Below are 13,931 nucleotides of genomic sequence, written 5' to 3' on the forward strand. Positions count from 1 at the left end.
TTGACAAGTTATACTCCCGATTTGCTTCACTTTATTTATTTGTTTTTTGGAATTTTATATCGGATTAAATTTAAAGTTCGCCGATATGAAACTAAGTGTCACCACCAAAAGTATTTTTCTCAACAGTATTTGTCTGCTGTATATATTATTGTTTGTTTATGCAGCAGTTAGTAAACTATTGGATTTTGAGAATTTTCAGGTTCAGCTAGGGCAATCACCCTTACTAAGTGCTTTTGCCAGTTGGGTTTCGTGGGCTGTCCCAATTATTGAGTTGCTTATTTCCTTACTTCTGATTTTTCCAAAATATCGACTTATTGGATTCTTTTCCGCTTTTAGTTTGATGATTCTATTTACTACTTATATCATCATTATTTTAAATTTCAGCTCTTTTGTTCCCTGTTCCTGTGGGGGTATTCTTGAAAAGATGAATTGGACTCAACATCTAATTTTTAATATTGTTTTTGTTTTGTTAGCTTTAGTTGGGATTCTAATACTAGGGCAAAATGAAATAACGGCACAAGTCAAAAAATGGAAACCTATTTTTATAGCTCTTCCAATCGTATTTGTTTGCAGTGTTGCTGTTGTGATTTTACTTTTTATAGTATCAGAAGATATTATTCATCATCGCAACAATTTTATTCGTCGTTTTCCTCACCACCCAATATTAAAAACACATGAAAAGGATATTCAGTTTAATTCTTATTATATAGCGGGAATAGCTGATGGGAAAATATATTTAGGTAATATTACTGCTCCGTTAAATATACTTGTTTTAGATACAAGCTTGCAACATCAAGAGCGATTCGTGATACAGCTTAAAAATGAAAATATTGCTTTTCGAAGAATTGCTCTAAAGGTTAAACCTCCTTATTTCTATGTTTTTGATGGAACAGTCCCAACTATTTTGAGTGGAAGTATCAAAGATTGGAAAGCGTCACAATTAATGAAAGGCAAAGCTTATTTTTCTTTATCTGAGCCCATTAATTCGAAAACTTTTGTTTTTCGAGCTGTAAGCAGTACAATGCATAATTCTATTTTAGGACTTTTAAGGATTAGTGATACCATTCAAGTAAGATTAGCTCCTCATTTATTGCAAAAACAAATTGATGGACTTTTCGATACAGACGGGATGCTTTTGTATAACGAACAACTTCAGAAAGTTATTTATACCTACTATTATCGCAATCAATATCTTGTCATAGATACTAATTTAAAGCTAAATTATATAGGACATACTATTGATACGACTAGTCGTGCTCGTATTAAAGTAGCTTACATTCATTCTAGAAATCAAAGCAAACTTTCAGCTCCTCCGTTATTAGTTAACAAAGGCACTTCAACTTATGGGAATTACCTTTTTGTGAATGCTGGTTTAATGGGATTGTATGAGCCGGAAGAAATGTGGCGAACTGCTTCTATTATTGATGTTTATGATTTTAGGCATAAACGTTATGATTTCAGCTTTTATATTAATAATGAAGAGCAACATAAGATGGAACATTTTCAGGTTGTAGATAATTTAGTAGTTGCATTAATCGGTCATAAAATTGTTACGTATCGTTTGTATACTAAAGGGTTTCATCCGGCAAATTTTAAATCAAAAATGGGAGATACAATAGGCCTATAAAATATACTGCGCGGTGTCAGGAAATCGATCGAAAACCTGTAAAAAAGAGTAGATCAAAAACTTTTAATTTAAATATTATGAAAACACGTATTGTACAAAAGGCATTGCCTTTTGCAGCTATTGTTTTAGCGGTAGCAGGGGCTTTTGCAGCCAACATTTCCAGAACCAATGTCAGCACTTACGCTGATGTTAACGGACGAATTCCTTCCACTTGTGCCGAAACAAGTGTTGTTTGTTCGGATAATTTTAATCCACAAATGTGTACTAATGGTGCTCAACAGTTGTACAAACTAAATGCAGCAGGTACAGCTTGTCCACAGGCTCTTTACAAAAAGATTCAGTAGGACTTTAACAACCCTATATTAAGTAGGGGAAATGGCAATGCCGAACTTGAAAATTTCAGGTTCGGCATTGTTTTACCCTCTCACAGACAATTCAATAGGAGCGAGTGAACAAGTGTACGTATCATTTTCGTTTTACCCCGTCCCTAAAGGGAGTCGAAAATATTGCGCTTTATCCTTTTAAACTTACGTTTTAGTTTTAACAAAGTACATTGATTATTTTCGTTTTGCCCCGTCCCTAAAGGGAATCGAAAATTTGGAGTTTTTCATTATAAAAAAGGTGAACATCGTAAGTAGCAATTTGTAGTTTAGCTTCTTTTTGTGGAAAAAGGGATTCCTTTAAGATAAAAATCGAACCATTCTTTTACTCTTTTATCGAGGTCTATTTGAGACTCAGGCTTGCCAATGGCGTGGCCTTGGCCAGGATATACCAGAAACGTATGTGGCTTTTGAAGTCTTTGTAACGCCAAATGCAGTTCAATACTTTGCGTCCAATTCACGTTAGGGTCTTGCTGGCCCGTCCAAATCAACACTGGAGTATTTATTGAGGAAGCGTGTGCTATAGGTGAGTTCTCAATATATCCTTTGTAATTGTCAAACAAAGAGGCACCCATTCGCAATTGTGCGGATTCATAGCGCCACATATGGGAGCGTTCGCCACTGGATTCCATACTCAGGTAATTGCTGACTAGATCTGTACAGGCAGCACCCACGACTGCTGTTGCAAACCTAATAGTTTGTGAAATAATATAGGCAGTTTCATATCCACCAAAGGAACCGCCTATCAAACCAATGTGATTGGATTCTACGATGCCCTTCGCTAGAACAGTATCAATAGCTTTTTGTACGCATGAAACGGCAGATTGTCCTGGTGTTCCTACTTCATAGGCAATGTCTGGGTAGAATACTAAATAATCATTAAATGTATAATTAGTCGGATTAAACCCATCCGAATTGTATTGTGTAGGATTAATATAATGATGCATCATCCCGGATTGTCTTTCGTATAGGTGAACAATCATTGGATATTTTTTAGTAGATTGAAAACCTGCGGGATAAAATAATACCCCTTTCAAGGGTTGCCCTTTTTGGTTTGTATAAGAAATCAGTTCAGCAAGTCCCCAAAAGAATTTATCTTGCTGCGGATTGGTTTTCAATGCCAGCTGCTCTTTTTTCATGGTTTTGCTCCAAAGCTGTAATTGTGGGGACATTTCAAACGACTCTTCTTTATATAAATATTTTTCAGTTTGCTTTGCCTTTTTCAGCATGCTGATTCTTGCGTTTTTATATACCATCACATTGCAATGACCATTGCTTTGCAAGTAATAATATCCTGAGGCTTTATTATCACCCAAGGCCTCAAGTACCGTTCCTTTAGTAAAGTTAAAAGTGCGGGTTGGTAAATTAGATGAGGTATTTATGATGTTGCTTTCATTTAAATTTTGGTAGATTCTGAAACGAATTTTTTGCTCCCGACCTTTGGTTAGTCTTTTGGTGTTTTTTCCATCTGGAGTTACTGTCCAAATATCATACTGGTCGTACACAATAAGCTTACCGTCCTGTGTCCAACCCGGACTACCATAAGGCGGCGTTGCTCCAGGCTGATCGAATTCTAAGTTGTAAACGGCTGATCGAATTAGTGTTGTAACATTGGTCTGTTTTTCCAATATAGGATCGTATATCCACCATTTTTTATCTTTAAAGTAATTGATATACCTGCCCTGTGGTGCTGCTCCTATATTTCCAATGGAATGGAGCTGTTTCTTTACTATTAAACTGCTTTTTCCTGTATTTAAATCGGTCAGGTAGAAGTCGGGTATTGCCTCAAATTCATACTGAGGTTCATAGGCCCGGTTATTAAAGGTCAATGCATAGTTTTGATTGCCAGTTAACAAAACGTTTGGCAAATCATCTGTTCCTATTTGGACTATTTTATTTTCCTCTGGCCACCATACTGCTAATTTAGGAATATGGGAAGGGTCTAGCTGTTGTCCATGATGTACGCCTGTTACAACACTACTCCATATTTGCACTGTTTCGTTTTCTTCCTTTTGAGGAACTGCAGCAGCTAGGTTAAAGAATATTCGTTTGCCATCTTCTGAAATTTCAAGCGGCACGCGAGCAAAGGGAATTACAATATGTTTGTCTTTAAAGAAATCTGTCGACAATAATGGATCTAAAACTACTATTTTAGGTTTGTGTTCTAATTGGGTTATGTAGTATAGCTTGTGGTTTTTTAGTTTAGCGGTCTCGTTATTAGATTCCTGTAAAAAGGAGAGTACATCGCCTTTACTATTCCACGTAAGGTATTTAAAATCTCCTTCATTTTCTTGAACTAGTGTTTCACTATTAAAATTGGAATTCATTCGAATCAGATTCACTGTATTTTCTTTTGGTGTTACGTAGGCTAAAAGAGTACCATCCCCATTAAAACGATATTCTGAAATTTCATTGATCGTCTGTTCTTTACCCGTTTGTAAATGGAGTATGTGGAGAGACTCTTCCTTCTGTGATTGCTGTTTCGTTAGTACTACATATTTTCCACCAGCTACAAACTCAAATTTAGAAACATTTTGAATCCATTGCAGTACAGCCGTTTTTAAGTTTAGTAATGCCATTCCTTTCTTTGAATCTTGCGCAATCCACCATTTACTATCTGGACTAAAAAGACCATTTTCTGCAGTTGGAAAATACTTTTTCTTCGCAGTTTGTGTGTTTTGTACAAATAATGTGTCCTTTGCTGACTGATAATTAAGCTTGTAACTTATCCAAGTTCCATCCCCTGAAATTTTTTCCTCTGAAAGGGTACTCCATAGTGCATAGTCTGTGGGTTTAAGTTGCCTTTTTGAAAAGGATTGGCTCCAAGAAGAGCCAATCCCAAGTATCAAAAGGAGAAAAATCCAATTCGTATTCCCTTTTAATTCCATCCTCTTTTTCATTTTAATATCCTGGATTTTGATGTAGGTTTTTGTTCAGTAGTAATTCTGTTTGAGGAATGGGTAACCATTTATCGGTACTTTTCCATCCGGGCTTTAAAGGACTTAAAATCCCATCTGCTTGTTCTGTTCTTTTTAAGTCAAACCAGCGTTGCCCTAATTCAGTGAATAATTCAACCCTGCGTTCTTGTTGAATAGCCAGCAACACGTTTTGGGGAGTGTCGGCACTCGTATCTGCTAATCCTGCGCGGTTTCGAATTAGGTTTAAATCAGCTAAAGCACCAATCCAATTATTTTGATGAGCCCTAGCTTCGGCACGGATGAGGTATTGTTCTTCTAATCGCAATATAATTGCAAATTCCTGAGAGCTTCCTGTATTGGCGATTTGTTTGTATTTGAATGGGTAGTACCATGTTTGAGTACCGTCCGTCACATTCCCCAACCAATGTTGTTTTCTTTTATCTCCAGTTTCGAATGCGTTTAGTAAATTGGTACTTATAGCAGTAATTGGAGGAGGGCTGCTACTAAAAATAAAAGTATGGGCATCATGCGTATTCAGCCCCGAAATCCCTTGATGTAATTGCCAAATTGTTGACGGACTTTCCTTTAGAAATACCTTATCTAAATCCGCTTCCAACTGGTATGTATTCGTATTAATTACTTGGGAGGCTTCCTCTTCGGCTAGTTGCCAAGCTCCTCTGTACAGGTAGACTCGTGCTAGTAATGCTGTTGCCGTCCCTTTATTTGGTCGAATGCGCTCTGCAGTACCATAATTATCGGTTAATATGCTTTTGGATAGCATTAAGTCGGTTGTAATTTTATCATATACTTCGTCTTCGGACATTCTCGAAACGGTGCTGTTCTTTTTATAATCCGTTGTATCGATGTAAGGAATATCTCCAAATAGATTTAGTAGATAAAAGTGAATAAATGCTCTAAGAAACAAGCCTTCTCCTTTTAAGATATTACGTTGCTCTGAAGGAATTGCGGTTGATTTTTCAAGACCTTCCAAAAGCGCGTTTACTGCATAAATTTGACTGTAACTGCTATTCCATAAAGAACTAACCATAGGATTTGAGGGGAGTACGGTATGATTGTAAAAGTCTTCTAAAGGCGCACTGGGACTTCCATAATAGGTTAGTTCATCCGAATAGTTTCCCAGTCCATTTGAAAGTCCATCTTGGTTTCCAGATAGTATGCCACTTTCTCTTAATTGTGAATAGCAATTTGAAAGTGCCGCATTTGCTGTTGTAACCTCTTCGAACACTGCAGTACCAGTAAGTTGTGATTGTGGCAAATCTACCTCCGTAAAACTTTCGCAGCCGTTAAGCCACAAGCAAAGGAGTACTATTAATGCTATTATTAGCATTGACTGTATTAATTTATAGTATTTCATATCGCAATATTTAAAGTTTTTAAAAGCTAAGGTTTAGTCCAAAAGTAAATTGACGTAAAGGGGGGGAGTAGAAAGCGGATTGATTTTCAGGATCGGCACCTTTGTACTTGGTCCATGTGAGGAGGTTTTGTCCTTGTAAATAGATTTTTGCTGTCCCCCCTTTTGTAACTTCTTTTGGAATAGTATATGAAATACTGATACTTTTCAATCGGATGTAGGAAGCATCACTTATGGTTGCGTTACTGTTGCTGTATAAAAAATAGGCATCCAATGCTGCAGCATTAGCTCCTGTTGTATATTGCTGAATTTCGGCATCGGTACCATTTTGTGGCCAGTGATTCAAAACCGCTTGTGGCTGATTGGAGAAATCGCCTACCCAAGAAGCGGTGTATAAGTAATTACGCCCTTTTTGTTTTACGCCCTGAAATAGAAAATCCAGTGCCCAATTTTTATAGCTGAGTTGGTTACCAAATCCTCCAAATAATTGAGGTGCTGTATCTTCAATCCATTGGCGGTCTTCTGGTCCTGTAATTTTTCCGTCACCATTGTAGTCCTCAAATTGATAAACACCTGTAACTGGATCAATTCCTGTGTAGTGGTATGTTTTTTGGATACTCAATGATTTACCTATTACCAGCGAATTGGCGTAAGTAGATCCCTCTAAATCAGGGAATTCCAAGAGTTTATTTTTAGGTAGGGTCAGGTTTAATGTAGTCGTCCAATTGAACGCTGTCTTTCTAAAATTAACCGTTCGCAATTCCAGTTCTAAACCTGTATTTTGAACTGTTGCATTTAAATTGGCTTGTAAAGAAGAAAAACCTGTAGTTCCTGGTTGTGGTACACCCACAAGTTGACTAGAAGAACGGTTGCAAAAATAGGCTGTAGTTAAGAAAATACGATCGTTGAAAAAACCTAGGTCGATTGCGGCTTCCTTTTTTTTATTGGTTTCCCAACCAAAAGAAGGATTGAAAAGACGAGTAGGTTTTATCCCAATAGTACCATTGTAATTGTTGCCAGTAATCTCATAAGTGTCTAAGAATTGGTAATCACCAATCTGGTCATTTCCACTGGTACCATAACTGGTGCGTAATTTTCCGAAACTTAAGAAACTACTATTATTTATGAACGCCTCCTTTGAGAATATCCAGGCTGCACCTATAGCTCCAAAATTAGCAAAGCGATTGCCAGGGCCAAAACGACTGGAACCATCTCTTCTTCCTGTTAAGTTAATGATGTATTTACTTTTCCAATTGTAATTAATTCTACCAAAGAATGCTTGGTATTTGTAAATGGTTAACTGATCGTCAGTAATTGTTAAATAGGAAGCTGCAGCTATATTGTGCAGTAAACTGTTACTTGCAAAACCTGATCCGATTTGTGCCAATTGTTGCCCGGTTTGCCTCTGGAAAGTTGTGCCTGCCAATAGCATTAATTCTGAATTGCCTACTGTTTTCTTCCAATTGATCTGAGGTTCAATAATCCATGAGCTACGTTTGGCATTGTTTATAATAAGTGTGGAAACTTCACTGCCCAGTCCATACGCTGGATTGTACATGGTAGAAGGAAATGTCCGATTTTCGAAGATATGATAGTCTGTATATCCTAGATTTGTTTTTATTTCCAAGTTTTCTAGTATGTTGTACGAAAGAACAGTATTAGCAATTAGGTTGGTTGTGTTTGCTGCATATTTGCCTTCCAAATAGCTTAACGGATTGTTCCAGGTCCCATTTTCCCAATTTAAGTTTCCTTGGGCATCGTATAGAGCTGGGGCATTTGGTGCTAGAATTGTAGCTTGGTACATCAAGTCGTTTGCGGGTAGGCTATTTTTATCAGTAGCATAGTCTGCTGTAAAGCTCATTTTAAAACGATTGTCAATAGAGCGATGCGTTAGGCTGTTGTGAAACGCAAATTTTTCATATTTTGCATCCCCAGGGAAAACGGTTGTTTCGTTACGGTAAGTGCCACTTAACAAAAATTGAGTTTCGGCATTTCCACCAGAGACCATAGTTTGAATGTTATTCGTATTTGCAGTACCTCCCAGTAATTCTTTTTGCCAATTGGTGTAACGGTTTTGATCCCAAGTACCATTTACATCATAGGCATACCCCGGATAGTCTGTAATTCCGTCATTGGCAAAAGCTTCCCTACGCATGGATAGATATTGTGCTGTATTTAGTAAATCCATGGTACGAGTTAATTTTCCAAAACTGGAATACGTATTCATATCGAATTTGGTTTTTCCTTGTTTTCCTTTTTTGGTTGTTATGAGCACGACGCCGTTGGATCCTCTTGAACCGTAGATTGCAGTAGCATCAGCATCTTTTAGTACTTCCATACTCTCAATATCTGATGGGTTAATATTGTTGAGAGGGCTTGCTGATCCTGCCAAAATATTGCCCGATGTCATTACCGAGCCTAATGATTGCGAACTGTAAGGTACCCCATTCACAATATATAGCGGCGCATTGCCATCAGTGCGAATGCTGTTTATCCCTCTAATTTGAATATCAAAACCTCCACCTGGTGTTCCAGTGGCTTGTGTAATATTCACACCAGACATTTTTCCTTGCATTGCTGCTAACGGATTATTTATGGGTTGTTTTTCAATATCCTTTGCCGTGATTTTAGAAATACTCCCCGTGCGTTCGCTTTCTTTTACGCTATAGTAACCCGCATTAATTTTCACCTCCTGCAGTTGGGTAGCATCTTCTTTTAGTTGTATGTTTATTGTTTTTCGCCCGTTTATGGGTTCTGTAACGGTTTTAAATCCCATGAAACTAAAGACTAAAGTATCATCAGGCGATGCTGCGAGGGTATATTGCCCGGTAAAGTCAGAAATAGTTCCAGTTGTAGCCTTTCCTTTTATGGAAATTGTCACGCCGGGTAAAGGGCTTGTACCATCAGTAATAGTACCGCTGATTTGATTTTGTTGTTTGTATTGCCATAAAGGCACAATGGTGCAAAATTTTATTTTTGGTCGTTCCTTTTCTTTATTATTATTTGGAAAAGGATTGTGCGCTAGTGTTGGAGAAATGGAGTTTAGGAATATTCCGAAAATTAACGGATATATAAATGGCTTCCTAGACCTATAAACTGATTTTTTTTTCATATTATTGGTTATTGGTTAGATGGAATGTGAGTTTTGTTTTGCTATGGTCCTCTATTCGTCCGCCAAGAAGAGTTAGAGGGCCTTTTGTTTAGTCTTAAAGTCATCCAATGGAATGTCTTTAAGTCTTTAGGAATGGTGATTTACTATATCATAAGCATAATGGTGTTTTAATTAGTTGTGATTTTAGATAATCCTTTTCAGTATACTTGTTGCAGCCATAAAGCCAAAGGAATATAAGTGTTATAAATGCCAGTATTAATGCTGCTAGTATTTGTTTGTAATATTTCATTTTATTGTTATCTGTTGTTGGTTATCTGTTCTTACGATAAAACATCCTGCACCATTAATAAATTCAAATTAAATTAATGAGATCTTTTGTTCAAAGAAGCTTGCGGTGCAGGTGCTTTTTAGTTAATCAAAGTTCAGAATTCATCAAATCATGGATTACATTTTATTTAGCCATAGGCGGTTTTTGTTTAAAGCTAGGCATAGGTCTCTACTGCCGATTAAGAAAAGAGCGTTTTATTAACGGGGAATTTGTGGTTTAATGATTGAAACCAAGTTTAACGCCTTGCGTTGACTGTTTTAGATGTGTAGTTGTATTTTACTCATAGGCATGCGTGTTTTAGAGGGTTAAACTGCTGCGAGACTATGAAAAAGGAAGAAGCGGTGCTAAGAATAAAAGCGGAATAATCTGGCCAAAGAATAAAAAAATGGCATGGAACTCAGCTTATTGCATCAGAGGCATTGGCATACCTTAACCACAAATAAGTGAGCCCACGCCATGGTCGTGAGCATCTTAACTTATCATCTCGTGGTTTTAAAACGCCAATTTTCTGATACGAGATTCAAAGCGAATGCTTCAAATATTTTTAAATGAAGAAACGCAAATGTATTAATTCTAAAACAAATATAGTATAAATTTTTCACAATCGGACAGTTGTCCGATTAAAATTAATTATTAACAACTTATTTTGTTTATATGGGTGATTTAAATAGGAAAATATGCGACTTCATTGCTAACGAATGGATTGGTGAAACTCAGGCAAAAACTGAATTTGCACTAAACCATAATATTGATGAAAAAACAGTCCGTAGAATTTATAATGATGAAAATTATACGATAACCTTATATACTTTAAATAAAATTTGCGAGGCTCGAAATATAAAGCTTTCGGAGTTTTTTAAACTTGTAGGTTTGTAAAATAAAAAGATGCCACGAGGCATCTTTTTTTTATATAGCAATAGTAAGTAATGTGATTAAAATAATGTTGAATTTATTTTTATAACAACCCTAGTCTTTACTGAGGGTTTGACATTGTTAAATACGACAACATATCATTCCTGGTACTTAACACTTGTCAATTCGGGATTATTTCTTATCAAAAAAGGATTACTTGATTTCAAGTTAAAAGACGAATTCCTATACTTTCTATATTTGAGTTATGGAATGGTATGAAATAATAGGATTTATTGTGGTTTGGTTTTTAGGTCTTTACCTGAGAGGGAAGTTTTATGAGTTTAGGAGGGATTATGATAAAAACGGTAGCTGGAAGAGTAAGGGGAAGAGGTAGAAAGATGCTGAGAGGTGTCTTTTTTTGTTTTATAATGGGGGGACAAAATGTAAGTCTCATAGAGTGTCCTGACTTTTTACCACTAGCTTTTTACCGCCAAAAATTTACAACATATAAAACGTCCGTTTGATGATTTGTAAGAAAATTTTAATATATTTGAAAAGACATAAAGTGAAACAAACCTTCGCCAATCTATCCCTATTTGGGTGGGTATACGAAGGTTTGTTTCGCCTGTATGCAAGTTAGGCATAATTATAAAAAACCGTGAAAGAAATAAATCCTAATTACAATTCAGCATATTATAATTTCAAACTTTTAGATGAGTTAGACCATGTTATTGGTGGTTATGGTAAAGCCTCACAAGAATTTATATTTAACTTAAATAGTTTTGTCGAATCTTATATTTTAAATGAAAATTTTTTCATTTCCGATCAGGAATTTCAACACTATTTTTTCGTCTCAAAAACACTTTTTCCTAATGGAAGACCAATTACAGAACTGCTTTTTGTTAAGGATAAAAAGTTTAATATACTTGGATTTCCTTATTATATTAATGGAAAAATAGTTTACGTTGAAGGGGTTAAAGAAAAGCCTAACCAAAAAGAAGAATCTGATATCATCCAAAATTTTCAAGATAAACAATCAGATTATATAATAAACAAATATTCAAAACCCTCTTTTTATGAAGGATTTAATCCTCAATATTCTTTTCTCATTTCACAAACAGTTGAAAATAAAAATAGAAGTAACAGTTATATAATTATTGAAACTACAACTAACCCAAAGGATTTATTACAAAGTATTTATAAAACAATGCCAAATTCAAATTTCCAAACGACATTACCTTTAAATGCATTAAAACAAGAAATAATCAGTAATAAAAGTCAATCAATATCAAGTAAATCAATAAAAATTTTATCTGATTTACATAATACAAAAATAGAGGAATTAGTCAAATATACAGGCTACAACCATATTAAACTTCCTCCATTAGTACCAATTTTACTTTCACAGTGCAATACGATTAGTGACATTCCTACAAAACTTAAACAACTGAGAGAAGATTTTACAGAACTGAGAAATTCATTTATAAAATTTGAAAAAGCACTTGACGATGCAGATACAATTAAGAAACAAATTGAAATAATAGACTATTATAAATTATTCTGGGAAAGTTTTCACAAAAAATATAAAATGAAAACCAACAGATTACTTTATCATTTTTGGGATATTGAAAGCAAATCTGGCTTAAGTGACTCTACTGAAAATGTTTTAGATTCAAATACCACTGAAGATTTATTAAAGGATTTGAACATAACTAAAATTGCGGGTTCCATAACATCAAAACTATATTCATGGCATAAAGAAAGAAAAGCAATGAATCGATTTAAAGGAATGACTAACATTTGGGATTTATTTCAGAATTCACCAACTTTAGAAAATCAAGTTCGAGATATAGAAAGATTATTTAATTTAAAGATTAATCCTGAGGAACTGTCTAAAATTGCAAATCAATTGATAAAATAACTATGCCTAACCGCCATTTTGAGCTAGCTGGAATTTAGTGGAATTATCGTTTCGCATTAAGTTTTCTTTAAGCCGAAAACTGAATGGTTACGAATATCCAGCCATCTCAAAGTGGCGAAACGTTATAGCCAATACTACAAAAAGCGTAAATTAACAAAACCAAAATAAACATATGAGTTACTCAAAAATAGTATTCAACAAAAACATTTATGATTTAGAGTTTAGTGATATTGAAACTTATTTTAATACTAATAAAGAAGAAAATTTGCACTTAGAGTTCAAATCTTATGTTCCAAACGGAGATTATTCTAAGAAAGAAGAAGCAATAAAAAAAGCTGTCTGTGGATTACTAAATTCCGAAGGAGGAATTGTTATTTGGGGTGCGCCAATTGAAACAAAAGAGGCTAATGGTAACACATCAGCTATTGGAGCATTAACTCCATTTTCTTCTCCTCTTGATAAAGACAGATTAGTTAATATATTTTCATCAAGTATTAATCCTTTACCATTAGGTATAAAAGTCCAAGTTTTAAAAAATGCAAATAACGAATCAATTTTTATTATTGAAGTAGAAAAAAGTATTGAAAGACCCCACCAATATGATAATCGATATTATATAAGATTAGATGGACAAACTAGAATTGCTCCTCATTATTTAATAAGTGCTTTGATGAAAAGTACCGATTTCCCAGTAATAAGAGGTCATTTGAGACTCAAGACTATAACTACAAATGGCAATAATATTTTACTGCATTTCAGAAAATTGCTATTTAACACCTCCATTTACAATAATGAAAAAAATATTTATATGCGCGTAGTGGCTCATCCCGGCGAAATATTTGTCAATGGAATTAATGAAACAGGAATATTTAATCAAAATTATCCGATTTTGAGTAACGGAGCCCCGTTGATGTCTAACTTTATACTAAGCATCCCTTCCTATCAAAATAACCAAGAATTAAGTATAATTTTCCAATTTGGAGGTGAAAAATCACCTTCAAAATCATCTACTTATAAATTTAACTTAAATGGAGGCTTTCCAATTGGTAATGTTCCAGACGAATCAATTTATATTACCGAAAAAAGAGAAAACAAATTACCATCTGATGTTGCAAATAATTCATCTGATGTGAATATTGAATTGTTACTTAACACATAAAAGCACTGGCTATAAACAGCTAGGGATTCGTTGCGTGCGCAGCACGAACAATGAAATCCGGGTTGAACGCGATTACTGGATATTCCGGGGCAAAGTGAACACCCCATTTCGGTTTAAACTGTACAGGTGATTCCGGAGCAAAGTGAACACCCCATTCCGGAGCAAAGTGAACACCCCATTCCGGTTCAAAGTGAACACCTCATTCCGGTTCAAACTGGACAGTTTTGATGATGATTTTTTACCCCTACTTTATGATCTAATC

8 protein-coding genes are annotated in these 13,931 nt (G+C 35.3%); 5 read left to right on the top strand and 3 right to left on the bottom strand.

Annotated elements, in window-relative coordinates:
- Positions 1-85 precede the first annotated feature (85 nt).
- Both EKL98_RS11425 and EKL98_RS11430 read left to right on the top strand, forming a co-directional pair.
- Positions 86-1,627 (top strand): MauE/DoxX family redox-associated membrane protein, encoded by a 1,542-nt coding sequence (locus tag EKL98_RS11425; protein WP_199740695.1) that lies wholly within the window; start codon positions 86-88, stop codon positions 1,625-1,627.
- Positions 1,628-1,704: 77 nt separating this feature from the next.
- Positions 1,705-1,971, top strand: a complete 267-nt coding sequence (locus EKL98_RS11430) for a DUF6520 family protein (protein ID WP_074722541.1) — start codon at positions 1,705-1,707, stop codon at positions 1,969-1,971.
- 305 nt (positions 1,972-2,276) lie between these two features.
- On the opposite strand, the gene EKL98_RS11435 is transcribed toward EKL98_RS11430, so the two are convergent.
- Genes EKL98_RS11435 through EKL98_RS11445 form a run of 3 tightly spaced genes read right to left on the bottom strand, consistent with a single transcriptional unit; the run spans position 2,277 to position 9,409 of the window.
- The gene (locus tag EKL98_RS11435; RefSeq protein ID WP_126562537.1) at positions 2,277-4,907 is read right to left on the bottom strand and encodes a S9 family peptidase; all 2,631 of its coding nucleotides are present in this window, start codon (positions 4,905-4,907) and stop codon (positions 2,277-2,279) included.
- 1 nt (position 4,908) lies between these two features.
- Positions 4,909-6,300 (bottom strand): RagB/SusD family nutrient uptake outer membrane protein, encoded by a 1,392-nt coding sequence (locus EKL98_RS11440; protein WP_126562539.1) that lies wholly within the window; start codon positions 6,298-6,300, stop codon positions 4,909-4,911.
- Positions 6,301-6,319: 19 nt separating this feature from the next.
- Positions 6,320-9,409, bottom strand: a complete 3,090-nt coding sequence (locus tag EKL98_RS11445) for a SusC/RagA family TonB-linked outer membrane protein (RefSeq protein ID WP_126562541.1) — start codon at positions 9,407-9,409, stop codon at positions 6,320-6,322.
- A gap of 982 nt (positions 9,410-10,391) precedes the next feature.
- Between EKL98_RS11445 and EKL98_RS11450 the strand changes: the two genes are divergently transcribed.
- From EKL98_RS11450 to EKL98_RS11460, 3 genes are all read left to right on the top strand, one after another.
- On the top strand, positions 10,392-10,613 hold the full coding sequence (locus EKL98_RS11450; RefSeq protein WP_091256188.1) for a helix-turn-helix domain-containing protein: 222 nt from the start codon (positions 10,392-10,394) through the stop codon (positions 10,611-10,613).
- 634 nt (positions 10,614-11,247) lie between these two features.
- On the top strand, positions 11,248-12,510 hold the full coding sequence (locus tag EKL98_RS11455) for a hypothetical protein (protein WP_126562543.1): 1,263 nt from the start codon (positions 11,248-11,250) through the stop codon (positions 12,508-12,510).
- A gap of 172 nt (positions 12,511-12,682) precedes the next feature.
- Complete coding sequence (locus tag EKL98_RS11460) at positions 12,683-13,669, top strand: AlbA family DNA-binding domain-containing protein (protein ID WP_126562544.1); 987 nt, start codon at positions 12,683-12,685, stop codon at positions 13,667-13,669.
- The last annotated feature ends 262 nt before the right edge of the window (positions 13,670-13,931 follow it).

The sequence above is a fragment of the Flavobacterium bomense genome (assembly GCF_003970355.1).